We start from the raw sequence: 26,343 nt of genomic DNA on the forward strand, positions 1-26,343 counted from the left end.
ACCGCATAGTGCAAACAAATAGTGCAAACAAGTGTAGAGGCAAATGCGGTGGCAAACGGACTATTCTTAATTACTCAGCCAGTGCCAGCCAGGTTTGAACCACGCTGTCCGGGTTTAGCGACAGACTGTCGATCCCTTGCTGCTGTAACCAAATGGCAAAATCCGCATGATCGGAAGGGCCCTGACCGCAGATGCCAACATATTTGCCTTGTTGTCTGGCGGTTTTGATGGCCATCGCCAGCAGCTCTTTTACGGCATCGTTACGCTCATCAAACAGTTCGGAAACCAGACCGGAATCGCGGTCTAAGCCGAGAGTAAGCTGAGTCATATCGTTAGAGCCGATCGAGAAGCCATCAAAATGCTCAAGGAATTGCTCTGCCAGCAAGGCATTGGCCGGAATTTCACACATCATGATCACTTTCAGACCATTTTCTCCGCGCTTCAGTCCTTCTTTTTCCAGCTGAGCCACGACCGCTTTGGCCTGAGCGACCGTGCGCACAAACGGTATCATCAGCTCAATATTGGTCAGTCCCATGGTATTGCGAACACGTTTGACCGCTTCACATTCCAGCGCAAAACAGTCATGGAAAGCGGGGGAGATATAACGGCCCGCGCCGCGGAAACCCAGCATCGGATTTTCCTCTTCCGGTTCGTAACGATCACCACCCAGCAGATTGGCATATTCGTTCGATTTGAAATCAGACAAACGGACGATCACCCGTTTTGGCCAGAATGCAGCGGCGAGAGTCGAAATACCTTCCGCCAGACGGCTGATATAAAACTCGACCGGATCATCATGACCCACCATCCGCTCACGGATCTGTTGCTGTAATGCCGGTTCCTGCCGGTCGAACTCCAGCAATGCTTTCGGATGTACGCCGATCATGCGGTTGATGATAAATTCCAGCCGCGCCAGACCCACACCGTCATTCGGCAAGCGGGCAAAATCAAAGGCGCGATCCGGATTGCCGACGTTCATCATGATTTTCAGCGGCAGAGCCGGCATTTTATCGACCTGCAGACGACGCACGGTGAAATCCTGCAGATCGTGATAAACAAACCCGGTATCGCCTTCGGCACAAGAGACCGTGACGTTTTGTCTTTCCTGCAGAATGCTGGTCGCATCACCGCAACCGACTACTGCCGGAATACCCAGCTCCCGCGCAATAATCGCGGCATGACAGGTGCGGCCACCACGATTAGTGACAATCGCCGAAGCGCGTTTCATGATCGGTTCCCAGTCCGGATCGGTCATGTCAGTGACCAGCACATCACCGGGTTTGATTCGATCCATATCACTGATGTTATGAATGATCTTCACCGGACCGGCACCAATCCGCTGACCAATAGCGCGGCCTTCTGCCAGTACTTTGCCACGGGACAGAAGATGATAACGTTCCATGACCTGTTCATTGGAACGGACTGTCTCCGGACGTGCCTGCACAATATAGAGCTTGCCGCTGTGACCATCTTTAGCCCATTCGATATCCATCGGGCGGCCATAGTGCTGCTCAATCAGCAAGGCCTGCCGGGCCAGCTGTTCCACTTCGTCATCGGTCAGAGAGAAGCGACGGGAAAGCTCAGCCGGTACATCTTCAATCTGCACCTGGCGGCCATGTTCCTGACTGGCTGCATAGACCATCCGGATTTTCTTTGAGCCAATGGTGCGGCGCACAATCGCCGGCTTGCCATTGTTCAGAGTAGGTTTATGTACATAGAACTCATCCGGATTAACGGCACCCTGAACCACCATCTCGCCCAGACCATAAGCGGCGGTAATAAATACCACCTGATCAAAGCCGGATTCCGTATCCAGCGTGAACATCACACCCGATGCGGCCAGATCGGAACGCACCATGCGCTGCACACCGGCAGAAATGGCGACACCCTGATGGTCATATCCCTGATGCACCCGGTAAGAGATAGCCCGATCATTAAACAGAGAAGCAAAAACGTGCTTGATAGCGAGCATCACAGCATCAATACCCTGCACATTCAGGAAGGTTTCCTGCTGACCGGCAAAAGAAGCGTCCGGCATATCTTCCGCTGTGGCAGAGGAGCGTACCGCGAACGAAGCATCTGTCTGACCATCAGCCAGTTCGGTATATGCATCACGGATAGCCTGTTCCAGCTCCGGCTGAAAAGGGGTATCGATGATCCACTGGCGGATCTGTTGGCCTGCTTCGGTTAATGCACTGATATCGTCGGGATCAAGCTCGTCGAGTATCTGGTAGATTTTCTGGTTAACGCCGCATTGATCCAGAAAAGTATCAAACGCCTGTGCCGGAGTGGCAAAGCCGTTCGGTACGGATACGCCTGATGAGGCCAGATTCGTGATCATTTCGCCCAGAGAGGCATTTTTGCCTCCCACCCGGCCAACATCCTGCATATTGAGTTGGTTGTACCAAAGCACATTCGTCACATTGCTCTCCCTATGAAACAGATCTTACGACTCGTCATGGATGGAATTAAAACCAGGCATCCCTGCATGGTTTTATGTTCCGGTTATTAGAATTTGTCGCGTCAGCGCTTTATGCGGCCAATATTTCAAAGGCGGGAACAATAGGAAATCAGTTAAAAATTACGAAAGTTATTAAAGCGGTAAGAATCAGATCGCGCGCAAAAAATCACTGCATATTGCGCTGATTACCGCTACCTTTAACTTAATATTAAATATTGGGATATATAAAAATGAAAGCATATACGTGGAGTCCTGTAGCGGCTTTATTCAGCAGTTTTCTGCTTATTGCCTGTTCTGCTACGCAATCTCAGGAAAACGATCTACAGAGTGGTGAATGGCGTGTGATCAGTATGAATGGCAAAAACGTCGATTCCGATGCGGTAGCTACGCTGACGTTCTCTTCCAATGGGAGACTGGCTGGTGAGGCGTTTTGTAATAACTACATGGCAGGGTATCAGCTGGTGGATCAAAAACTGACCATCTCGCGGATTGCCAGTACGAAGATGGCCTGTTCACCGGAATTAATGATCCTGGAAATGAATTTCCATGGCATTTTGTCTGACGTGACAAGTTATAAAATTCTGCCGGATGGTAACCTGCTGATTCAGGGGGCCGGAGATAAAAAACTCATCGCGCATCCTGTAGATCGTTAATTTTTCTTGATTTCCCGCATTCCGGAGATTTCATAGTGAGAAACATCAAACGCAGTTTTGTGCTGCTTCTCGTCTTTTTCTGCCTTTTGTGGTGGTTTGCCGATCAGACGGAATGGTCTGCCATACCCAATTTCTTCGGCTGGCGGGCATTGCTGATGCAGTTCAGTGGCGTGCTGGGCATAGGTGTCATGAGTGTGGCAATGGTACTGGCTGTGCGGCCAGTAGTGTTTGAGCCATACCTCGGCGGTCTCGACAAGATGTATCGTCTGCACAAATGGCTGGGTATATCAGGCCTGATCATAGCACTGAGTCACTGGCTGATCTCTGAAGCACCAAAATGGCTGGTTGGGCTGGGATTACTGGAACGTCCCGTACGCGGCGCGCGCGCTTCGCTGCCCGGTGATGCGGTGCAGCAGTTTTTTCTGAGCCAGCGCTCTCTGGCCGAGGAAATTGGCAAATGGGCCTTTTATGCCGCTGTAATTCTGATGGTGCTGGCATTGGTGAAACGGTTTCCGTACCGGCACTTTTTTAAAACCCATCGCCTACTCGCTGTAACGTATCTGGCGCTGGTATGGCACTCGGTGATCCTGCTGAAATTTGACTACTGGAGCGGTCCGTTAGGGCCGGTTATGGCGGTACTGATGGCGGCGGGCTGCATTGCTTCCGTGATGGTGCTCTTTCGCCGGGTGGCGGCAGGCCGGCAGGTTGTCGGTGAGGTGGCCGCGGTGCGCTACCATGAGGCACTGAGCGTCATGGAAGTGGACATTGCGTGCAAGGGTCGCTGGGCCGGTCATCAGTCCGGGCAGTTTGCCTTTCTGACCCTGCACGAAGAGGAAGGTCCGCATCCCTACACCATTTCATCCACCTGGGAGGATGATGGTCGTATCACTTTCATCATCAAGGCATTGGGCGATTACACCCGCACCCTGCCTGAACGTGTTCAGATCGGTGATGTGGTCAAGCTGGAAGGCCCTTATGGACAGTTCAATTTTCAGGGCAGGCAGAAGCGCCAGATCTGGATTGGCGGCGGCATTGGCATTACGCCGTTCATTTCCCGCATGAAAGAACTGGCCAGAAAATCGGATGGCAAAACCATTGACCTGTTTCATACCACGACTGTCTACGATCCACATGCGATTGGTCTTTTGGAGAATGATGCCAAAGCAGCCAAAGTCCGCCTGCACGTTCTGTGGGATGAACGTGATGGCCGGCTGAATGCGGCACGAATCACCGAGCTGGTACCCGGATGGCAGGATGCCGACATCTGGTTTTGCGGGCCTGCCGGGTTCGGACAAGCGCTGAAAAAAGATTTGATCGCGATGGGGTTTTCTGAAAATCGCTTTCATCAGGAACTGTTTGAAATGCGATAATAAGTAAGAAATATGAACGGTTTATGCAGCACCGTCATTGCTGCAATCTATCTTATGTGACAGAAGGATTTGTCTGTTAATGCAAAATGCCCCGTTTCCAGCGCCGGAAAGCATGTCTCATTTTTATATTGTTATCGCCGTGGCCCTGCTTATCTGCGGGCTTTGTGTTGCGCTGGCCGTCGTTTATATCCGGTTATACAAAAAGCTGAAAGCGGAGAGTCAGGCCAGACAGGTTGCCCTTGCCGAGCTGGAAGAGAATGAGCGCAATTTCAGATTTATCACGGAAAACTCGGCCGATGTGATCTGGACGATGGATATCGCTACCGGGAAATTCACCTATGTCAGCCCGTCAGTTTATAACCTGCGTGGTTATACGGTAGAGGAGGTCATGGCGCAGCCGATTGAAGAGGTGATGACGTCGGAGTCAGCGGAAAGAGCATTCGGCGCGTTAGCGCATGCGGTAGAGCTCTGGAATGCCGGAACGCGGGGGGATACCCGGAAAGTCACGGAAATTGATCAGCCGCACAAAGATGGACACATCGTTCCGACCGAAGTGGTTACGACATTGCATACCAATGCGGAAGGTCAGCTGACGTCGATCATTGGTATCAGCCGTGATATTACCGAGCGGAAAAAAACAGAAGAAGTGATCCGTAATCTGGCTTTCTATGATTCCTTAACCAAACTGCCGAACCGGCGTTTGTTGCTGGATCGGCTGGAGCTGGCAATCGCTCAGGCCAAAAGAAAAGAGGAATCGCTGGTTCTGATGTTTATTGATCTGGATAAATTCAAACCGGTAAATGATGTGTACGGACATGAAACCGGAGACTGGTTACTGCAATCTGTTGCTCAGCGCATGGTGTGTTGTCTGCGGGAATCAGACACCGCAGCGCGGATCGGGGGGGATGAATTTATTGTGCTCTTGCCGGAAATACACAAGCGGGCAGATGCTTATATGGTCGCTGAAAAAATACGCGATACGATCAGTCAGCCATTTCCGCTGACGAATGGCGACCAACTGCATATTTCTGCCTGTATCGGCATAGCCATTTACCCGGAACATGGACTGACAGAAAAGCAGCTGATGAAAAGCGGTGATGCCGCTATGTATCAGGCCAAAGAGTCAGGCCGAAACCGGGTCTGGGTTTATCAAAAGAGCGGTGACGATTCGATTGCAGAAGACGATATCCGGGTTCGTCTCAACTGGAAAAGATCGTATGAAAGTGGTGAAAGAAGGATCGATGAGGAACATAAGGAACTGTTCCGTCTGGCCAGTATTCTGATCAATGCAACCATGGAGCGGGATGAGCATCCGGAAATGTTTGATAAGGCCTTTCAGGCACTACTCACGCATGCAGCGAAGCATTTTGCCGGGGAGGAACGGATTCTTGCCGCCTATGAATATGAAGATCTGGAAGAACATGCCAGACTGCACCGTGATCTGGTTGAGCGAGCCGGTACATTCCATCAGGCCACGGTGACGAATCAGTTATCGACAGGGCAGTTAATCGATTTCATCATCGATGATCTGGTGAAAGGGCACATGCTGAAAAAAGACCGCAAGTTCTATCATCTTTTCCGGAAAATGCTCTGACGAGATACTTATTTTCAGACAGAGATACGGGCGTGATTTATCACGCTCTTTTTTTCATAATGCATTCTGCATTCAGGTAAATACACAGGAATAACAATGACAGACATGGTTTTCGGGCTGCCGGTACTGGTTTTGGCGGTTTTGCTGGCGTGTGCTATCGGCTGGCTTATATCGTATGTCCGATCACAACAAATCGTCACCAGCCAGCATGTTCAGCTGGGAAAACTGGAAACCGAGCGGGATTTGCTGCTGGATCGTATAACCGAACATGAGCAGCTACGGGATAAGCAGGGACATGAATTCAATCAAATCCAGCTTAAACATACCGAACTGCTGCGTCAGCACAGTGCGCTCAGTACCTCGCTGGATGAAAAACAGCTCCATTTTACTGAACAGTTACGCCAGCTTTCCGATAGCCGTGAAGCGCTGAAGCGAGAATTTGAAAATCTGGCCAATGAGATCCTTGAACGGAAAGGCAAAGCATTTAAAGAACTGAATCAGGAAAGTATCTATCACTTGCTGAAGCCGGTGCAGACAGAAATGCAGAGTTTCCGGCAGAAAGTTGAAAGCATTCATGTCGAAGAATTGAAACAACGCAGTGAATTGCGGGCGGAATTAATCAACCTGCAGAATCTTAACCGGCAAATTACCGATCAGGCGGACAAGCTCACCAATGCGCTGCAAGGGCAGAAAAAAGTGCAGGGTAACTGGGGTGAGCTGATGCTGGAGAACGTGCTGGATAACTCCGGTCTCCGGTTAGGCACAGACTATAAGCGGGAAGTCAGTTTCACGACCGCCGAGGGGCGTCAGCGACCGGATGTGATCGTTTATTTGCCACAGAATAAGCATCTGATCATTGATGCAAAAACATCGCTGGCGGCGTATACCCGCTATGTGAACGCAGAAAATGATCTGGAGTCGCAACAGGCACTGGCAGAACATGCCCAGGCGGTCGCTGCCCGTATCAACGAACTGGCGGATCGGGATTACTACAAATTACCGGGGCTGAATTCGCCGGAAGTGGTGATCATGTTTATTCCGATTGAATCAGCTTATGTTGAAGCGCTGAAATATGATAACACCCTCTATCAGCGGGCTATCGAGCGCAATGTGCTGGTGGCGACACCAACCACCTTACTGACCAGCCTGAACATTGTGCGCCAGCTGTGGCGGTTTGAAGATCAGAATAAACACACCGCCGAACTGGCTAACCGTGCCGAGCGTTTCTACAGCAAGCTGAATAACTTTCTGCTCAGTATGCAGGACGTGGGCAAGCAACTTGATAAAGCTAAAGGCAGCTATGAAAAAGCGTTTTCTCAGCTTTACTCAGGCAAGGGCAACCTGATCAAACAAGCCGCCGAGTTCAAGGATCTGGGTGTGTCAGTGCAGAAAGAACTGCCAGATGAGCTGGTGGAACTGGCGCAACTGGAAGTCGGCGAGGTGATGGATTAACAACAAAAATGGCCTACTTTTGTAGGCCATCGCAAGCTATAAACGATTTTTCTTCATTACTGTAAATGTTTATCTTTCAGCCATTGAGACAACAAGTCTGCTATTTTCTCATTATTGAGATCAGACATCGGGAAATGGGTATTTCCGTAAACACCGATATCCGGTAAATGCACCAGCGTGACATCACCGCCATTCGCATTGACCACATCTCTGAATTGTTCAGCAATATTTAAGAAAACCCGCCATTGTTCCTGCCCCGGATTATTCGATTCGGATTCTGGAATATTGTCACCGTAATAAATAACAATCGGGATCTCGGTTAATTTTTTAAATTCAGCCATCGGAACTTTAGGCAATGGGAACGAACGGCCTTTTAAAGTGATATTGTCCGGGCCTTGTCCTTCCGGGAAAATAAAGTCGCCACCTGGTTCATACGAGACAACGGCTTTTACGCGGCTGTCTTTGATTGCTGTTTTCCAGCCCGGACCGCCACTCTGAGAATGCGTGACCAAAATGCCATCACCCATTTTGTCGAAGAGTTTAGACATTGCCGCAATATTCAGACTTGCATCATACGGGCCTGTGTTTGGTGTCATCTGACGGTAAAACTGATTCAGTGCTTCCGGATCTTTAGAAAACTGTACGTTCGGATAATAGTCAGGCCATGCCCCTAAACGAAAAATCCCAAACCATAGCTGTTCATCCGCTGCTGCTGAAATGGCCGCAGGCTGTGTGCTCTTGCCGGACAATCCACGGCGGGGCTGATCAACCAGATAGGTGGCATAGCCTTTTTTCAGAAAAATATTCTGAAAACCCTCACGACCATCCGGTGTGGTTTGCCAGGTTCTCATTGATTCGCCATGACCATGCCAGAATACCAGCGGTAAGTGATGGGCTTTGGGCGGAATTTGATAGAAGACAGTGGCATGATCGCCATGCAGTGTCTGACCCGTTGAGTCTACACCCATAGGACTATAGGCTCCCTGCTTAATAGGATCGAATGTCCCCGGCGTCTGCACAATAGTGCCGCCCACAGCGAAACTGCCTTGTTTTTCGATGCTGAGCGTTTCCGGTTTCACACCGGCTGATTGCGATGTGCAACCAGATACGGCGATGGCCATAACCATGGCGATCATGAGCGTTGAGAATTGTTTTGTGCGTATCGTTTGCATCGTACAGTCCTTATCAGATTGGACTGGGCGTTACAGCCCAGTGATATTTATGCATTAATTTTTTCAGCCGTATCAGGCAAGTAAGATTTTTCTGGTTTCTGATTTTTCCCAATAGCAAACCAACAGATCAACATGGCAACGATCGCCATGATTGTACCGCCAACTAAAGCGGCTGAAATTTGATGCGCTAACTGCCCTCTGAGTGATAATTGTGGATCCTGAAAAGAAGAAAAAATAACAATGAGAATAGCCAGCCCGACAGAGCTGCCAAACTGATGTGCAACATTGACCAGACCTGATGCGGCGCCCGCATCTTTTTGAGGTACATCGGTGATGCCTGCGACAGTTAAAGGCCCAATAGCGCCGCCCTGCCCAATTCCAATCAACATCATTGGCATGAATACGCCGACTAAATAATCAGAGTGCTCATTTATCTGGCTTAGCCAAAATAAGCCGAGTGCGAATATTCCAAGGCTGATGGTTAATACCCGGGCATTATTATATCTACGAGTTAATTTAGGGATATTGATAGCCGCGATAAATTGAGGGAGCGTTGTCGGTAGAAATGCAAATCCAGTTTCTAGTGAAGATAAGCCAACAACATTCTGCAATATCTGCGTTGTAAAAAACCAGAAACTGATCGATGCGCCTAAAAATAGCATACGAGCAATCAGCGCCGCGTTACGACCTTTATGAGTAAATAGTCGTAATGGCATGATCGGTTGTTTCGCTTTCCATTCATTGATGACAAAAATAATCATCAATAAGACACCGGTAAATAGTGTTAACTGTGCGTAAGAATCCGCTAAGCCTTCCTCTGATGAACGGACAATTCCATACACCAGCAACGACATTCCCACTGTCGATGATAACGCACCAAATAAGTCAAACTGACCGGTGTGTTTTTCAGTTTCAACGATATATTTTCTAGCACCAATAAATAATAAAATGCCTATTGGCAGATTGATAAAAAAGCCAACCCGCCAAGAAAGCCAACCCGCAAAAATACCACCCGCAACCAAGCCTAAACTGGCGGCAAAACCCGCAGTTGCGCCGTAATAACTGACGGCATTATTTCGCTCAGGCCCTTCTGCAAAATTAGTCGTTAGCAATGCCAGAGTAGACGGAGCCAGGATTGCTGCACCAATTCCCTGAAGAGCCCTGCTAGCCAGCATAAAATCAGCAGTCAGTGCTAATCCGACCATCAGCGATGCCAGCGTAAACAGACTTAATCCGATCAGAAACATGCGTTTTCTGCCTAAGATATCTCCGGCCCGGGCTCCGAGCAGCAGTAAGCCGCCAAAGACCAGCGTGTAAGCATTCTGCACCCAGGAAAGAGCAGCGGTTGAAAAATGAAGATCGGCACCGATTTTAGGTAAACCGGTGATTACGATAGAAATATCTAAGACGATCATGAAGTAGCTAACCAATATGATCAGTAATATCCAACGTTTCTTGTCTGATAAACCAGTCATCGAATTCCTCTGGTGAATTTTTTTACTACAAATTCGGAAGTTAACTATAACGATGACGTTGATATTTGATTAGACAGATAAACCCGAATGAGTTTATGAGACAAACTCACAAATAACGCAGGATTATTTATTGTGCTGGCGGAATGAAAAGTCCGTGATGCATTGTTCATGGAACGAATCGTTCACTTCACCCCATGAACATGCCAGATTATTTTTTAGAAGCGGGGTAACGTATTGCTTCGAGAAACTTGGCAAAGGCAGGTTTGTGTTGTTTAGCGCTCGGATAGTAAAGATGAAAACCTGAAAAATAAGGGCACCAAGTCTCACACACGGATACTAACCGGCCATTCTGAATATCATCCGCAACAAAATCTTCCGCCAGATAAGCGATCCCAAGCCCATGCAGCGCTGCGTTTTTGATAAGTGAAACACTGTTAAATGTCAGTTGTCCGCTAACTTTTACTTTGGTTTCCTTACCCTCTTGTTCAAATTCCCATGTATATATTCCGCCCTGATGAGATAACCGCAGATTAATGCATGAGTGGTTTTGTAAATCATAGGGTGTTTCAGGTTTGGGATGTTTTGCAAAATAGTCGGGGCTGGCAACCGCTAACATGCGAACGTCAGGCCCGACACGGACGGCGACCATATCCTTTTCCAGATATTCACCCAGGCGGATCCCTCCGTCAAACCGGTCATTGACGATGTCGACAAAGCCATTATTAACAGAAACTTCGATATTAATTTCAGGGTATTGAGGAATAAATGACTCTAATAATGGTGACAGGATCGCAGAAGCCGCATGTTCTGATGCGGTGATACGAATATTGCCAGTGAGTCGGTTATGTGACTCATGTAGACCCTGCATCTCACGTTCTAATTCATTGAGTTTTGGCTCAATGATCCCGAACAGTTGCTCACCGGTTTCAGTTAAGGCGATGCTTCTCGTCGTACGATTAAACAGACGAAACCCCATGCGCGTCTCAAGCGCTTTGATGGAGTGACTTAATGCAGACGGCGAAACCCCTAATAATGCAGACGCCTTTGTAAAGCTACCGGCTTTTGCAATCACCAGAAATAGTTGCAAGTCATTCAGATTTTCTTTCAGCATTCGTCGTCCTTGCGTCTCTTATTGAGTCTTATTTTGTGCAGTTTCAGTTGCTTCTAGTATAGGGTAAGCGCCTCGTTACATTTGTGAGTTCTGTGCAATAACCTATGCGTATTTCGCCGATAATCATTTATTAAAATCATACTAATATAGCATTAGGAAATGACAGAATTATAGAATATGAGCAGCAATAAAAAAATTCCAATGAAAGCAATACACCTATGTTTATTATCCCATTTGATATCAGGGGAAACCGGTGCGGCAGATTTTCACTCTAACAATAAAATGATGCATCAGAAACAAGAATATACATTTAATTATCAGCATTTAACGATGGATGATAATACCACTGACATATTGAATCATCCGGCGTTCAACGGTTTTTCTTCATTGCTTTTGCCATGGAATGAAGCGCGGCATAATGAAAATGTGCCAATCCGGAATATCCAAAGATTATTACCATATCACAGCCATATTTCACCTGAAGTAGCAGTCAATTCTTTGAACAGAATGATTGATGATATCAACCAAGGGCAAACCGTCTTTTATAATATTTATTCGGAGCAGCAGAAAGCGCAATCACCCGATAAAAACAGCACTGGCTTATTCTTTTTTCGCGGCAAAAAAGATGCTCCATTTGCCATTATTTGTCCAGGCGGCGGGTTTGAATATGTGGGGGCAGTGCACGAGGGTTTTCCTTATGCGGCTGAAATCAGTCGGCAGGGATATAACGTATTCGTGCTCCGTTATCGAGTTGGTCAGGGTGGTTTCAATGCCACTCAGGATCTTGCCAGCGCGATTTCGTTTATTTACCGAAACGCAGCTTCGCTACAAGTCAGTACTCAGGGATATTCTCTGTGGGGAAGTTCCGCTGGTGCAAGGATGGCCGCAGCGGTGGGCAGTTATGGCGTTGCCCAATTTGGCGGGGAGCACCTACCAAAACCTGCTGCAGTTATAATGGCTTACACCGGATATTCTGATTATTCCGAGCATGAACCGCCCACATTTGTTGTTGTAGGGAGCAATGATGGTATCGCACCTCCCGCTGTGATGCAGCAGCGTATTAACGCATTAAAGCGCATGGGGACGATCGTTGAATATCATCAATATCCAAGTGTTGGTCATGGGTTTGGACTGGGTGAGGGAACCTCCGCTGAAGGGTGGATTTTGCTGGCAACCCAATTTTGGGAAAAATGGATAAAATAATATCAGACCGGTTGTTTAACCTAAAAATCAATCTTTCTGGCAATTAAACAATATCTTATTTGTGAAAGTTGCTCAAAAGCCTTTGCGATTTTTTAGATCTAATCAAGAATCATGAAAAACGGCATGATTAGCCATTGCATTAAATTAAGCTAAAAATAACTTTCGAAGGAATAGTAATGAAAAAGATTTCATTTGTCTTTGGACTGATAGCTGCCGCAGCTCTGACGAGCCACTCAATGTTTGTTGAAGCTAAAGATACAGGGAACAAAATTGTACAGATAGAGTCTGGTGCTCTTCAGGGCGGCGTAAGTGATGGTATTTATACCTACTTCGGTGTGCCATACGCAGAAGCTCATGAACGTTTTGTACCAGCAGAAAAAGTAACCCCTTGGAGTGGCGTTCGGAAGGCGACTGAATATGGTCCAATATCACTCCAGTCATCATTGACTGGGTTCCCTGTTCCTAAGGGGAAACAAGATAATAATGCACAGAACCTGAATATCTGGACTCCAGGCATTGATGGTAAAAAACGTGCGGTTATGGTTTGGCTGCATGGTGGTGGATTTGCAACGGGTTCTGCACAAGAAACGCCAGCTTACAATGGCGAAAATCTGAGCAGAAAGGGTGATGTGGTGGTGGTGTCCGTCAATCACCGATTGAATGTCATGGGGCATCTCGATTTGTCTGCTTATGGCGAGAAATACAAATACTCCGCCAATGTGGGTATTGAAGACATCGTCGATTCGTTGGAATGGATCCAGAAAAACATCGCAAGTTTTGGCGGCGATCCTAAGAATGTGACCGTATTCGGTGAATCCGGTGGTGGTGCAAAGGTGCTTGCATTGATGACCAGCCCTCATGCAAAAGGTCTGTTCCATAAAGGTATTGTTCAAAGTGGCGCCACAGAATCGATGGGTGTCAATTTTACAACCCTGCCAGCGAGCCGTCGTGTCGGTGAGTTGACACTGAAAAATCTTGGTATCACAAAAAATAACCTTGATGCGATTCAGTCAGTTCCTTATGACAAGCTGGTTGAAGAATCCATGAAAGCTCAGGTGGAAACAGCGGGTGAATTTGGGCTGAAAGGTGCTTTGAGCGGTAAGGTTTCTATGGATTGGGAACCGGTGGTCGATGGTGATTTTCTGCCAACCAACCCTGTAACACCTGATTCATTTGCTATTGCTGGTAAAGACATTCCTCTGCTTATTGGTTCAAATCTGAACGAGTGGGCATCGATGAATTTAGTCATGGGGCCGGATAAAGGCAAAACCTTTACTGAAACTGAAATTGATCAGCGTTTACAGAAAGCCTATGGCGATAACAAAGATAAAGTCGTCGCGGAATTCCTGAAAGCATTCCCGACGAAAACAAAAGCAGATGCATTGTATTTCGATACCTTTATTCGTCTGCCGATGCTGAAAATTATGAGCCATAAAGCTGATCAGAATGGTGCCCCAGTCTACGGCTATGTTTATACGCACGGGTCGCCGTTTGCAATTCACACCGTCGAGATCCCGTTGGTATTCAATAATGCTGATGCAGAGCCACCGATTCCAAATGGGGCTGTAAAATCTCAGGCTGAAAAACAAGCCGTATCTAAAATGGCAGATACTATGAGTAGCGCGTGGATTTCCTTTGCGAAGACAGGAAAACCAGAAGCAGCATCACTGCCTGCTTGGGAAGCTTACACTCGTTCTAACGGTGCAACTATGATTCTGGATACGGACAGTTCCCTTGTCTATGGGCATGACCGAAACCTGATGAAGATTATTGCTCCTGATTATCAGTGGTAAGCGCATCAGGTCATAATACGACGTAATTTAACAGCAAGGGCGATGTAAATCGCCCTTGCTGTTTTTTTCGTTGAGCAACACAGTACCATTACCTCATTAATCCATTAGTTTTTTTCACAAGCCCTTACGAAATCACACCTCTAATTCTACCGGTTCACTTCTTCTATCATGGTTTTGATTATTCCTCATTCTGGGGATAACAAATTGAAAATATTTGAACCTGAATATGCAAAAGGCATCGAAGTGAGGGTGAAGGTTGTGAAAATACAAAGCACAAACAGATTGAAGTATTGGAAACCAGCACTTGCGTTAATTGCGCTTAGTTTAGGGTGGCAACAAGCGATCGCAAGTCCTGATTTGATTGTTGAAACCAATAAAGGGCCAGTACAAGGGATGTTGAGAAACAATGTTGTCGAATATCGAGGCATTCCTTATGCAGAATCGCCTGTCGGTCAATTGCGCTGGAAACCGCCTGTAGAACATGCTGCATGGAAAGAGGTTCGTGATGCAACGGCATTCGGAAAAGCCTGCGGGCAGGTGACCTTACTTGGCGTGTTTGCAGGGCCAGCCAATCACAATGAAGATTGCCTCTATCTGAATGTGACTGCACCGAAAACTACAAGTCAGGAAAAACTACCAGTTCTGTTCTGGATCCATGGTGGTGGTTTTGTTGACGGCGCAGCGAGTGACTACGACGCGAGTAAACTAGCAGACCAAGGGAAGGTGATTGTTGTTTCGATAAATTATCGGCTTAGCCTGCTGGGTTTCTTTGCTCATCCCGCTATCAACAAAGAGGGACATCTTTTCGCTAACTATGGGTTGCTTGACCAGCAATTTGCCCTGCGCTGGGTAAAGGAAAACATCGCCAAATTTGGTGGTGATCCCAATAACATCACAGTTGCAGGCCAATCTGCAGGCGGAGCCAGCGTAGCATATAATGTTATATCACCTTTAGCCAAAGGATTGTTTCACAAAGCAATTATTCAAAGCAGTGCTTCTTATCTTACCGCAGTTCCAATGGCTGTCGCAGAAAAGAAAGCTATCTCCTTCGCCGATGCCGCCGGGTGTGGAACAGGCGCTGATGAGGCAACGGCGTCCTGCCTGCGTAACCTGCCAGCAGATAAACTCATGAATCTATCTGGGCCGGAAAATACATTTGGTCCTTATGTCGTCACTCCGGTTGCCGATGGCAAGATCGTTCCCAGTGGCGGTGCGGCTGCATTTGCATCTGGCAAATTCCATAAGATGCCAATTATGACGGGATCTACGCAGGATGAAGGTAGCTTCTTTGTGGCTATACCTGTTTACTACTCCGGTAAGGCTGTCACGCAGGAAGATGTCACAAAATATGTGAACACTGTCTTCGGTGGTAATGCTGGTTATGGTGGAACACCGCCCGCCTATCCGAAAGATACGCCCACTAAAATTCTGGCGCGTTACCCCGCTTCTGATTATAAAAGTGCACAACTTCGTATGAATGCCATCCAGAGTGATGTGATGGTCTGCCGTATCCAGCATGGTACTCATTTGTTAGCCGGTAAAGTTCCATTATATGCCTACGAATTCCGCGATCAGACTGCACCATCGATGTTCCCTGAATTGCCTGATTTTAAACCAATGGCTTATCACACGGCTGATTTGCAATATCAGTTCCCTGGGTTCCACGGTGGCGATAAAGGTGTGCAACATCCGCTGAATGCCCAGCAGCAGAAACTTTCGGATCAAATTGTCACGGCATGGACCAATTTCGCACGTTACGGCAACCCGAATGGCAATGGTTCAAAAGTTTGGCCTGTATATACCAGCGATCCAAAAGCTCAATCATATTTGTCACAGAATATTCCTGAGTTAACCACATTCAGTGACAACGAATTCACGGCAATGCATCAATGTGATTTCTGGAAAGATGTGCTGGTCTATTAGTAATAGGCGAGGGTGGGTTATAGAGATTGATGACCCACCTGAACGGTCTCTAAGGCAGTGGTAATACTCTTCGAATCACTTTCGGTTAACGTCACATTCAAGGCGCCAATATTTTCATCTAAACGATGTAATTTGGTTGTGCCTGGGATTGGCACAATCCATGGTTTTTGTGCCAATATCCAAGCGATGGCGATTTGAGCGGGTGTGACGCCTCTTTCATTTGCAATATCATTTAACAGCATCACTAATTGCTGATTCGCGGCCAGTGCTTCGGCAGAAAAACGCGGCACTTTACTACGGAAATCATCCTGACCAAAGGTTGCATCTGCATGAATTGTCCCGGTGAGAAAGCCTTTCCCCAAAGGACTAAAAGGCACAAACCCAATGCCCAACGTTTCTAATAGTGGGAATATTTCTTTTTCCGGTTCACGCCACCACATGGAGTATTCGCTTTGCAGTGCTTCGCCAACAACTTCTTCATTCAGATAAGGGCCGTAAACTTCAGCAGTATCAAAAAAAGTGACTCCGCGCCCTACTGCCACCCGGATCAATTCAACGGCACTTTTTGTATCAGTCGCCGGGCCATAACCATGGCTCAATCCCATACAACCGAGACCAATTGCTGAAACTTCCAGTCCTGATGTACCAAGAATACGTTTTTGCATAACTACTCCTGAATAACAATCATTGATGGAATTCGATAGAGATTCAATTAAATATGTTCAACCACTCAATAAGCTGGTTGAACATATTTCGAGTCATCTTTAATAATGTGCTTAAATATTTTTCCCGTAGAAAGACGTCAATTTTTCGATGGCCTGACTGACGTATTCTGGCTTCCAATACGTTTCAATATGCGTTGCGCCTTTAATTAAGAATAAATCTTTCTCTTTGGCATTGGTTGCCAGCGGGAAGGCGCTTTCGGTCATATAAAGCGTATCTGCCTTATCACCCGCAATCATGAGCAGTGGTTGGTTAATTAAATCCATATTGGTTGCCGCATCGAAATTCATCAAATCAAGCAAACTGCTCATGGTGTAACGGAAGGATGAATTCGGATGAGCATGGGTTTTCCAGTAATACTCAAAGCCCTGACGGTAGAGATCAAACGGCAGTTTGGCGATCTGTTCATCAGTCAGTTTGGTGTCTGCTGCATAGATGATTTCTCCACCGGCAGCTTCTTGTGCTCTGGCATCTGATGCTTGTTTGAGGCGTTCCTGAATCGTGGACACTTGAGAATTCATAAATCCATTGCGTCTGACCAGTCCTGAATTGAACATGCTTACTGTCGCGAGCGCTTTAAAACGCTTATCGGTTTGGGCTGCTTTTAATGAATAACCGCCACCGCCACAAATCCCCAGTAATCCGACACGGTTTGTATCAACACCCGCATACTGGGTGATGTAGTCGGCCATGCCGTGAATATCTTCAATGCGGTTTGCTGGTTTATCGACATAACGCGGTAATCCGCCACTGCCTCCCTGATAGGCGGCATCAGCCGTGATGGTGATATAACCTTTTTCCGCTAATTGTTGCGCATATAAACCCGCAACCTGTTCTTTCACGCCACCGTTCGGATGAGCAACCACCAAGGTCGGGTATTTTTTGTTTTTATCGTAATTAGCCGGGGTATAAACATTCGCAGCAATATCGATACCATTGAGTTTGTATTTCACAGGGTGAATATTGACTTTCCCCGGTACGTTTTCAGTAATCGCACCGTCATAGACGAGCGTGAATGGATTCTGTTTATAATCCGCAGCTTGTGAAACACCGGATGAAATTGCTACGGTTGCAGCAAGTAATGCTGCATTTAATGGTTTAATTTTCATAACGAAGACCCTTTAATAAGCGGAAATTATTGTTTCTGATCAGCTTTAAATACATCTTTGGCGATACCAACGGCGGTCACTGCGCTTGGCCAGCCGGTATAGAAGGCTAAATGTGTGATGGCTTCAGAGAGTTCTGATTGTGTGACACCATTTTTAAGTGCCAAACTCATATGTGAACGAAGTTGGTCTGGGCGATTTAACGCAATTAACGCACTGACTGTAATTAAGCTGCGTTCCCGTTTTGAGAGCTCAGGGCGTTCCCAGATATCGTTATAGAGCACCTGATCGGTCAGTTCGGCAAGTTTAGGCGCAGTCTCGCCCATTAGTTGCTGTGCGCGGGAAGGCTGTGCTGGCGATGCTGGTAACTGCTTCGGCATACCGTATTGTTCATCGGTAACTTTTTCCATCCAGTCTGCGGTTTTACCTGCCAAATGTTCCTGGACCGCTAAGTGTGTGAAGCTGTTATCAGGCGTGGCACCATGCCAGTGTTTTATTCCTGGTGGGATCCATACCACATCACCCTGACCGATCTTTTTCCGTTCACCACCCCAGAATTGGATATAGCCTGAGCCCCGGGTTACCGCCAAATGCTGCCCTACAGGGTGAGAATGCCAATCAGTGCGTGCGCCCGGCTCAAAAGTGACATAGGCAGCAGTGGCCTCGGAAGGCGCTTCAGCAGGAAAGAGTGGTGCAACAATCGCTTTGCCGGTGAAATGTGCCGGATCGGCAATTCGTACTGGTCGATCTGATTCACTGGTAACAGGAATAACAACTGAATCCATTTTTTTATTTTCTCCCGTATTGGTTTGCTGTGCAGCGAAGGCAGAAAAACCGGCGCTCACAGTCAAAAATAGCAGTGGTATTGCAAGTGGTTTCATATGATTTCCCTCTGGCGACTGGCTGATTGCGAAAGCAACGGCACTGTTTATTTGCTGCATTAATAGACGATATGAATCGTATTCCTTTGCAATATTTTCAACAATAATGATATTGGTGCATGGGCTATTGAATTATATTCAGCAATTGCAGGTGTTTGACTTATGGTATAAACGCTAATGTCAGATTATTTAACCGCACGACACGCTCTGTTTCGCTCACAGAAGCGGGAGAACAATTTTTAAAACGAATTGTCCCTTCAATGGTGGATTTGCAGGATGCGATGAATGAACTGACAACCGCACAGAACCGGCCAACCGGCACGATCAGGATCAGTTCCGCAGAAACAGGCGCAATCCCGCTTATTCGGGATTTACTGTACTATCCGGCGAATCGATATCCGCCAAGTGCATTCCGATTATTTACGCAGGCATTACGGGAGTGGGTGAGTCATCAAATTATTTCGTGAACACACGAAGCTATAAATCTGCTCATAAAACACATTGATTCATTAGCCTGATTCACAACCCTATGCAAATTTCAGCACCTAATTCTATCGGATTATATCGGGTATTATTTCACCTGACATTCTTCGTATAGGTCAATGCAATGCAAACAATCACATTAAACAACGGCGTTGAAATGCCCTTATTAGGGTTTGGCGTTTTCCAGATGACTGATGCAGCAGAGTGTGAACGAGCTGTAATTGATGCAATTGAGACAGGCTATCGTCTTATCGATACCGCTGCTTCATATCAGAATGAAATCCAGGTCGGTAATGCGATCAAGCAAAGTGGTATCGACCGCAAAGAGTTGTTCGTAACAACCAAACTTTGGTTACAAGACACAAATTATGAAGGCGCTAAAGCTCAGTTCGAACGCTCGCTTAAACGTTTGAATATGGATTATGTGGATCTGTATTTAATCCATCAACCATATGGCGATGTTCATGGTGCATGGCGAGCAATGGAAGAATTACAGCAAGCCGGGTTGATCAGAGCGATTGGTGTGAGTAATTTTCATCCGGATCGTCTTGCAGATTTAATTGCTTTCAACAAGATTGTACCGGCAGTGAATCAGGTTGAGGTGAATCCGTTTAACCAGCAACTTCATGCTGCACCCTGGATGATGAGCAAAGGCATTCAGCCAGAAGCGTGGGCACCTTTTGCTGAAGGTCGTAACGGACTTTTCCAGAATCCTGTACTTACAAAAATCGGCGAGAAATACGGTAAGAGTGTGGGTCAGGTTGTTCTGCGCTGGCTCTATCAACGCGGTATTGTTTCTTTGGCAAAAACTGTGCGTAAAGAGCGCATGGTTGAGAACCTGAATGTGCTGGATTTTGAATTGACGCAACATGAAATGATGCAGATCACGGCTATGGATTCGGCAACAAGCGCCTTCTTCTCACACCGCGATCCGGCGATGGTTGAGTGGTTAGCTTATCGCAAGCTTGATGTCTGAGTTGTTATCATAAGAACGAAACCCTCCTCCGGGAAGCGGAGGAGGGCGGTAACGATTAAGGCACAGGTGTTTCAGTCATTTGCAGATGATGCTGCAATGCGCCCACCAGATTGGCTTCATTCATAAAATGACAGCGAACGACTTTCGGAATGGTCAGATGCATCGGCAGATGCTCTTCCAGATAGGCCATATTCTGTTCGATATACTGGAATAACAGCGGCTGAGCACTGATCCCGCCGCCAACGGCAATCACATCCGGATCAAACAGCGATTGCAGATTGAAGAACTGCATCGCCAGACGGTAAGTATAAGCGTCCAGCGCCTCACAAACTTCCGAATCTCCTTCATTGGCCCACTCAAATACCTGCTTACCATTAATACTCTTGGGTGGTAAGCGTTTGATATGTTCAACCGCACGGCATAAACCACGGACGCCGCCATCGTGGCCCCAGTAGTGGTATGGATCACCTTTGCAGTGCCAGCTGTCGGTCAGTAAAAAGCTGAGTTCACCGGAAGCAAAATGAGATCCCTTATAGAGCTGACCATTCAGGAAGATGCCGCCACCAACGCCCGTACCCAGCACGACGACAACACCATTATTACAACCCGCCAGACTGCCTTTCCAGGCTTCGGCCAGCACGGCGCATTTTGCATCATTTTCGATTGTTACAGGCACAGGACAAACGGCCTTGATATCGGCCACAAAATCCCGGTTGTCATTGTAAGCCAGTGAGCCGCCGGTAATGCTGCGCCCCTGTTCGCTGTCGATTACGCCGGGCATGCTGAATGCGATACCCGCGATTTGATCCCGGTAATGCTGATATAACCCCACGATCTCCGCACGGAAAGAATCAAAATTATCTGAAGGGGTCGTGACCTGACCACTTTCCTGTATTACTGCCTGCTTATCCATTAACGCATATTTAATGGCTGAGCCGCCTACATCTATAACCAGATATTTCATGGTAATGCACTCCGATGCGTTATTGATTTTCCTACTATTAATAATAGTCCATGAAGTGCCGTGGGTGTGTCTGTGACCGGAAACTCACTCTGACCAGCGTGAAATATAAATTTAGCCCGCCAGGCAGTATGGCGTAAATCGGCCATACTTTTTTCAGGATTCACACTGCAATGTTTCACCAGAATGAGAGCTGGGGGTTGCATCTGTGACATAGATCATAGTCTGTTAATGTAACAGTTACATTGTCGTGAACGTTACAAAGATGTAACGCGGATCACACACGCTAAAACGTTTTAGCGGCATATTTAGCGCCATCAAACAGTCATACAACTTTCGCCTTGTTACATTCAGTTTCATCAAGGCGCAGGCTTATTAAGCCTTAGTTACGCAGTGTTCCACTGCCAGTAAGCAGCAAATAAACAAAGGATGATCAAATGAACATGAAAACTGTAAGCTTCTCTGTTCTTGCCGCATTGATTGCAGCAGCTTCTGCACAAGCGATGGCAGCGCCAGTTGAAATCAAGGTATGGCGCCATGATACGAACGAAAAAGAGATCGCCGCTTCCAAAGCTGCAGTGGAACGTTTCAATAAGAGCCAGAACGATTACAAGGTGGTGATGGAAATGATCCCGGAAGGGGCATATACCGAAACCATCAACGCGGCCGCACTGGCTGGCAAATTACCGTGTGCGCTGGATATGGACCAGCCGGTTGTTCCTAACTTCGCCTGGGCCGGTAACCTGGTTGAACTGAATAGTCTGCTGCCTGCTGCTCAGCTGGAGCAACTGAATAACGTTGGTAAAGGCACTTACAAAGGCCAGGTTTTCTCTGTTGGTCAGTATGACGTATCCCTGAGCTTGTTCAGCCGTAAAAGCGTTCTGGAAAAACACGGTATCCGTGTTGCCACCATTGATAAGCCTTACACCCTGGAAGAGTTCAATCAGATCCTGGAAACGCTGAAGAAATCAGGTGAATTCCGTTATCCGTTTGATATCAACACCAGCTGGAGCGGTGAGTGGTACTCCTACGGCTTTGGTCCATTCCTGCAAAGTTTCGGTGGTGATCAGATCAATCGCGAGAACTATGTTGAATCCGATGGTGTGCTGAACGGTGAAAAAGCGATGGCATTCGGTAACTGGATGCAGTCACTGGTTAAAAACAAGTATATCGATCGTAAACCAACTGACGATAAAGGCTTCCTGCAAGGCAAAGTGGCTATCCACTATAACGGCTCATGGGCTGTGGGTGATATGACCACTGCCTATGGTGACGATCTGGCAATCATGCCGGTGCCTGATTTCGGTGCCGGTCCGGTTATCGGTGGTGGTTCATGGCACTGGGGTATCAGCAAAGCCTGTCCGGATAAAGCGGGCGCAGCAAAATGGCTGAGCTTCCTGTTGCAGCCGGAAGAGATTGCCGCCATGTCGAATGCCACCAGCCTGATCCCGAATACAGCCGCTGCTGCAGCGCTGACGGAAAACTACAAGACTGGCGGTAAATGGCGTCTGTTCTACGAGTTCTCTGAAAAATACGCAAAAATGCGTCCGGAAACCCCGGCTTACCCAGTGATCACCAGCAGCTTCGAAAAAGCGATGAATGACATTCTGGATGGCGGTGATGTTCAGGATTCTCTGGATAAAGCGGTAGATGCTATTGAACGTAACATTGCCGACAACAACGGTTACGGTTTCAAAAAATAATTCGCAAATAAATCTGCAATCCGGCCCGCGCAATGCGGGCCATTCCTGATGTTCACATAGGACGTAAATGATGACCGATTCAGCATTTATTCAACCTCCGCCAATTGCGCGGGCCAAAAAGAATGACAGCCTGATGCGGCGTCAGCGGTTTTACGGCTGGCTCATGGGCAGTCCGGCATTTCTGGGATTGATCCTCTTTATTTTTGTTCCGTTTGTGATGGCAATTGTGTTGTCATTCACGGATCAACGCTTGTTATCACCCAATCCGACTGAAGGCGTCGGGCTGCGCAACTATGATCGCTTACTGGCGGTTAGCTGGCTGAAGCAGGATGCGCAACGGGATGAACAAAACAAACTGGTATTAGATATAAAAGGTGAACCGCAGTTCGAACGTCTGCGCACCGTGTTGCGGCAGGACCCTTCCTATAAGGGTTACAGTGAACTTTCTACTGTTACGTTCAGTGATTCACGCGTCGTCGTTCTGGCGAAAGATCCGCTTTTTATTAAGTCGTTTATCAACACGATTAAATTCGCCTTCCTGGTTATTCCGCTGCAATGCGGTGCCGCGTTATTGCTGGCATTACTGGTCAATATGGGGCTGAAGGGGACGAACTTCTTCCGGACCGCCTATTTTGCACCGGTGGTTACCTCCATGGTTGTGGTGTCGATCGTCTGGACATTCCTCTATCACAAAGACATTGGTCTGGTGAATGAGTTCCTGCATTCCGTCTCGTTTGGCTTGATAGACAAGATCAACTGGCTGGGGGATCCGGCCTGGTCAATGCCTGCCATCGTGATTATGTCGGCCTGGCAAGGTGCCGGTTATCAGATGCTGATCTTCCTGGCGGGTCTGCAGAATATTTCGGAAGATTTGTATGAAGCCGCTTCTCTGGATGGTGCTAACAGCTGGCAGAAATTCGTAAACGTCACCTTACCGGGCCTGCGCAACACGACCATCTTCGTCATTATGTCGACGACGATCGCCGCATTCGGTCTGTTTACACAGGTTGATGTTATGACATCCGGCGGCCCTGCCGATTCGACGACCACTGTTATGTATCACGCGGTCCGCAAAGGCTTCCGTGAACAGGATATTGGCTATGGCGCCACGATCAGTGTGGTGTACTTCCTGGTGATTCTGGCGATTGCGCTGGGTCAGAAATACTACTTCGACAAGCGGGAGAAATAAGCATGACTTCCTCATCCAATATGGTCGATCCTCGCTTTATCTACAAACGCCTGCTGACGTATGCAGTGCTGTTATTGCTGGCGTATATCTTCCTGTTCCCGCTGATTTTTATGATCATGTCATCATTCAAGCCGGAACAGCAGATTTTCACCGATCTGTTCTCTATCCGTGCCTTGTTGCCGGTCGGGGATGTTTCACTGAAGAACTACGTTTCAGTGTTTGAAAAAAGCGCCATTGAAACCATGTTCATCAACTCGATGCTGATCACCGGTTCTACCGTTCTGCTCGGCTTGCTGGTGAACAGTCTGGCGGCATTTTCGCTGTCACGTCTGCGCTGGACTGGTCAGAACTTTGTACTGGCGGCGATCATCGCTCTGCTGATCATTCCTTTTGAAGCGATCTCTGTTCCTTTGTTGATGCTGGTGGCTCACCTGCCATGGATCGGTTGGGAAAACGGTCAGATCATTCTGGAAAACTCCTGGCTGAACAGCCTGCATGTGCAGATCCTGCCGATGGTGGCGAATGCCTTCTCTATCTTCCTGTTCTATCAGTTCTTCCGTGATATTCCGAAAGACTTTGATGAAGCAGCCGCGATTGATGGTGCTACCCCATGGCAGATTTACTGGAAAGTGATCGTGCCGATGTCAGGCCCTGTGTTTGCGACCGTTGCCATCCTGCAATTCCTGAATATGTGGAACCAGTATCTGTGGCCAATCATGGTGGTACAGGGTGAGGCGGCGCGTCCACTGCAACCGGGTATCCAGCAGTTCTTCGGCACCACCACGGAATGGGGCGAGATTATGGCTTACGCCAGCATGGTAACCATCCCGGTGCTGATTATGTTCCTGCTGTTCCAGAAGAAATTTGTCAGAAGTATGGCGAGTGCCGGTGTGAAAGGTTAATCAGACGCTGTTGCGCAACGACTTTCACAAATTACCGACATCAACAAATTGATATAGAAGATTTCAAAGAAGGATTACCAGAATGGCTGATTTAAAACTGAATAAAGTCATCAAACGTTTCGGTGAGGTTCAAACCATTCATGGGGTGGATCTGGATATTAAACATGGCGAATTCGTGGTGTTTGTTGGCCCGTCCGGCTGCGGTAAATCAACACTGCTGCGCATGATTGCCGGGCTGGAAACCATCTCGGATGGTGAAGTGATCATTGATGGTCTGACGGTGAATGATGTATCCCCATCGGATCGCGGTATTGCGATGGTGTTCCAGTCATATGCGCTTTATCCGCATATGACCGTGAAAGAAAACATGAGCTTTGGCCTGCGTCTGGCGAAGAGACCAAAAGAAGAGATCGAACAACGTGTCGGTGAAGCCGCGCGTATTCTGAAGCTGGAACACCTGTTGGATCGTCTGCCAAAACAGCTTTCCGGTGGTCAGCGCCAGCGTGTGGCCATTGGCCGTACCATCGTGCGTAACCCGAAAGTATTCCTGTTCGATGAACCACTCTCGAACCTGGATGCGGAACTGCGTGTACAGATGCGTGTCGAGATCTCCAAACTGCATGAACAGCTGGGTAACACCATGGTGTATGTCACCCATGATCAGGTCGAAGCGATGACCATGGCTGACAAGATTGTGGTATTGCGGGATGGCCGGATCGAGCAGGTTGGGGCACCACTGGAGCTGTATCACAATCCGGTTAATCAGTTTGTTGCCGGTTTCATCGGCTCACCACGCATGAACTTCCTGAATGCCAAAGTGCTGCAGGTGGATGGCGTGAAAGCGTTGCTCGAACTGTCTGGCGGTGAACAATTCTCCATGACGCTGGATCGTCCGGTAGCGGTGGGTGATTTCCTGTTAATGGGTATTCGTCCGGAGCATCTCCAGCTGGATACGCCGGGCGATGTCAATATTTCACTGAAGGTTGATGTGGTAGAAGCATTGGGTGGGACAACCTTTGCCTATACCGAATATGCCGGCGAAGATCAGGTTGTTGTGGTTGCTGATGGTAGTCACATCATTCCGCGTGGCAAAACCATTGAAGTCAGCTTCAAGCTGGATCATGTGCATCTGTTTGATACCAGCACTGCGGGCAGTCTGTTACAGCAACAGAAAGCGCCAATTGTTGCCAAAATTTTGTCTGCTGCCTGAGT

Annotated in this window: 21 protein-coding genes; 13 read left to right on the top strand and 8 right to left on the bottom strand. The window is 47.6% G+C overall.

What is annotated here, in order from left to right; genetic code table 11:
- Positions 1 to 70 precede the first annotated feature (70 nt).
- Positions 71 to 2,422, bottom strand: a complete 2,352-nt coding sequence (gene ppsA / locus TOLA_RS06730; protein WP_012729534.1) for a phosphoenolpyruvate synthase — start codon at positions 2,420 to 2,422, stop codon at positions 71 to 73.
- A gap of 269 nt (positions 2,423 to 2,691) precedes the next feature.
- On the opposite strand from ppsA, the gene TOLA_RS06735 reads away from it, so the two are divergent.
- The 4 genes from TOLA_RS06735 to TOLA_RS06750 all read left to right on the top strand — a co-directional run bounded on the left by TOLA_RS06735 (position 2,692) and on the right by TOLA_RS06750 (position 7,530).
- Complete coding sequence (locus TOLA_RS06735; RefSeq protein WP_012729535.1) at positions 2,692 to 3,114, top strand: META domain-containing protein; 423 nt, start codon at positions 2,692 to 2,694, stop codon at positions 3,112 to 3,114.
- 35 nt (positions 3,115 to 3,149) lie between these two features.
- Positions 3,150 to 4,484, top strand: coding sequence for a ferredoxin reductase family protein (locus TOLA_RS06740; protein WP_012729536.1), 1,335 nt, complete (start codon positions 3,150 to 3,152; stop codon positions 4,482 to 4,484).
- Positions 4,485 to 4,596: 112 nt separating this feature from the next.
- Positions 4,597 to 6,078: a diguanylate cyclase domain-containing protein gene (locus TOLA_RS06745; RefSeq protein ID WP_171804906.1), complete on the top strand. Its 1,482-nt coding sequence runs from the start codon at positions 4,597 to 4,599 to the stop codon at positions 6,076 to 6,078.
- A 96-nt stretch (positions 6,079 to 6,174) separates the two neighbouring features.
- On the top strand, positions 6,175 to 7,530 hold the full coding sequence (locus tag TOLA_RS06750) for a DNA recombination protein RmuC (protein WP_012729538.1): 1,356 nt from the start codon (positions 6,175 to 6,177) through the stop codon (positions 7,528 to 7,530).
- A 56-nt stretch (positions 7,531 to 7,586) separates the two neighbouring features.
- On the opposite strand, the gene TOLA_RS06755 is transcribed toward TOLA_RS06750, so the two are convergent.
- From TOLA_RS06755 to TOLA_RS06765, 3 genes are all read right to left on the bottom strand, one after another.
- Positions 7,587 to 8,702 (bottom strand): alpha/beta hydrolase, encoded by a 1,116-nt coding sequence (locus TOLA_RS06755; protein ID WP_012729539.1) that lies wholly within the window; start codon positions 8,700 to 8,702, stop codon positions 7,587 to 7,589.
- Between the two features lie 47 nt (positions 8,703 to 8,749).
- Entirely contained in the window at positions 8,750 to 10,177 is a 1,428-nt protein-coding gene (locus TOLA_RS06760; protein WP_012729540.1) for an MFS transporter, read from the bottom strand.
- Positions 10,178 to 10,385: 208 nt separating this feature from the next.
- Positions 10,386 to 11,288, bottom strand: a complete 903-nt coding sequence (locus tag TOLA_RS06765) for a LysR family transcriptional regulator (protein WP_012729541.1) — start codon at positions 11,286 to 11,288, stop codon at positions 10,386 to 10,388.
- A gap of 177 nt (positions 11,289 to 11,465) precedes the next feature.
- On the opposite strand from TOLA_RS06765, the gene TOLA_RS06770 reads away from it, so the two are divergent.
- The 3 genes from TOLA_RS06770 to TOLA_RS06780 all read left to right on the top strand — a co-directional run bounded on the left by TOLA_RS06770 (position 11,466) and on the right by TOLA_RS06780 (position 16,207).
- Positions 11,466 to 12,491, top strand: a complete 1,026-nt coding sequence (locus TOLA_RS06770) for an alpha/beta hydrolase (RefSeq protein ID WP_012729542.1) — start codon at positions 11,466 to 11,468, stop codon at positions 12,489 to 12,491.
- A gap of 176 nt (positions 12,492 to 12,667) precedes the next feature.
- Complete coding sequence (locus TOLA_RS06775) at positions 12,668 to 14,284, top strand: carboxylesterase/lipase family protein (protein WP_012729543.1); 1,617 nt, start codon at positions 12,668 to 12,670, stop codon at positions 14,282 to 14,284.
- 204 nt (positions 14,285 to 14,488) lie between these two features.
- Positions 14,489 to 16,207: a carboxylesterase/lipase family protein gene (locus tag TOLA_RS06780; protein WP_171804907.1), complete on the top strand. Its 1,719-nt coding sequence runs from the start codon at positions 14,489 to 14,491 to the stop codon at positions 16,205 to 16,207.
- Between the two features lie 17 nt (positions 16,208 to 16,224).
- Here the strand turns inward: TOLA_RS06780 and TOLA_RS06785 are convergent, their stop codons facing one another.
- The 3 genes from TOLA_RS06785 to TOLA_RS06795 all read right to left on the bottom strand — a co-directional run bounded on the left by TOLA_RS06785 (position 16,225) and on the right by TOLA_RS06795 (position 18,917).
- A complete protein-coding gene (locus TOLA_RS06785; protein ID WP_012729545.1) occupies positions 16,225 to 16,872 on the bottom strand; it encodes an aldo/keto reductase in 648 nt (215 codons plus the stop codon).
- A gap of 111 nt (positions 16,873 to 16,983) precedes the next feature.
- Positions 16,984 to 18,039, bottom strand: coding sequence for an alpha/beta hydrolase (locus TOLA_RS06790; RefSeq protein WP_012729546.1), 1,056 nt, complete (start codon positions 18,037 to 18,039; stop codon positions 16,984 to 16,986).
- Between the two features lie 26 nt (positions 18,040 to 18,065).
- Positions 18,066 to 18,917, bottom strand: a complete 852-nt coding sequence (locus tag TOLA_RS06795; RefSeq protein ID WP_012729547.1) for a (R)-mandelonitrile lyase — start codon at positions 18,915 to 18,917, stop codon at positions 18,066 to 18,068.
- A 281-nt stretch (positions 18,918 to 19,198) separates the two neighbouring features.
- On the opposite strand from TOLA_RS06795, the gene TOLA_RS06800 reads away from it, so the two are divergent.
- Together TOLA_RS06800 and TOLA_RS06805 are read left to right on the top strand one after the other, a co-directional pair.
- On the top strand, positions 19,199 to 19,384 hold the full coding sequence (locus TOLA_RS06800) for a hypothetical protein (protein WP_148210426.1): 186 nt from the start codon (positions 19,199 to 19,201) through the stop codon (positions 19,382 to 19,384).
- A 140-nt stretch (positions 19,385 to 19,524) separates the two neighbouring features.
- Entirely contained in the window at positions 19,525 to 20,376 is an 852-nt protein-coding gene (locus TOLA_RS06805; protein ID WP_012729548.1) for an aldo/keto reductase, read from the top strand.
- Between the two features lie 55 nt (positions 20,377 to 20,431).
- On the opposite strand, the gene TOLA_RS06810 is transcribed toward TOLA_RS06805, so the two are convergent.
- Entirely contained in the window at positions 20,432 to 21,340 is a 909-nt protein-coding gene (locus TOLA_RS06810; protein WP_012729549.1) for an ROK family protein, read from the bottom strand.
- Positions 21,341 to 21,774: 434 nt separating this feature from the next.
- Between TOLA_RS06810 and TOLA_RS06815 the strand changes: the two genes are divergently transcribed.
- The 4 genes from TOLA_RS06815 to TOLA_RS06830 all read left to right on the top strand — a co-directional run bounded on the left by TOLA_RS06815 (position 21,775) and on the right by TOLA_RS06830 (position 26,341).
- Positions 21,775 to 23,040, top strand: coding sequence for an extracellular solute-binding protein (locus TOLA_RS06815; protein ID WP_012729550.1), 1,266 nt, complete (start codon positions 21,775 to 21,777; stop codon positions 23,038 to 23,040).
- 67 nt (positions 23,041 to 23,107) lie between these two features.
- Positions 23,108 to 24,229 carry a carbohydrate ABC transporter permease gene (locus tag TOLA_RS06820; protein WP_012729551.1) on the top strand — a complete coding sequence of 374 codons (1,122 nt, stop codon included), beginning with the start codon at positions 23,108 to 23,110 and terminating at the stop codon, positions 24,227 to 24,229.
- A 2-nt stretch (positions 24,230 to 24,231) separates the two neighbouring features.
- Complete coding sequence (locus tag TOLA_RS06825; protein ID WP_012729552.1) at positions 24,232 to 25,131, top strand: carbohydrate ABC transporter permease; 900 nt, start codon at positions 24,232 to 24,234, stop codon at positions 25,129 to 25,131.
- An 82-nt stretch (positions 25,132 to 25,213) separates the two neighbouring features.
- Entirely contained in the window at positions 25,214 to 26,341 is a 1,128-nt protein-coding gene (locus TOLA_RS06830; protein ID WP_012729553.1) for an ABC transporter ATP-binding protein, read from the top strand.
- The last annotated feature ends 2 nt before the right edge of the window (positions 26,342 to 26,343 follow it).

The organism is Tolumonas auensis DSM 9187, from assembly GCF_000023065.1.
In the GTDB taxonomy this organism is placed as follows: Bacteria; Pseudomonadota; Gammaproteobacteria; order Enterobacterales; family Aeromonadaceae; genus Tolumonas; species Tolumonas auensis.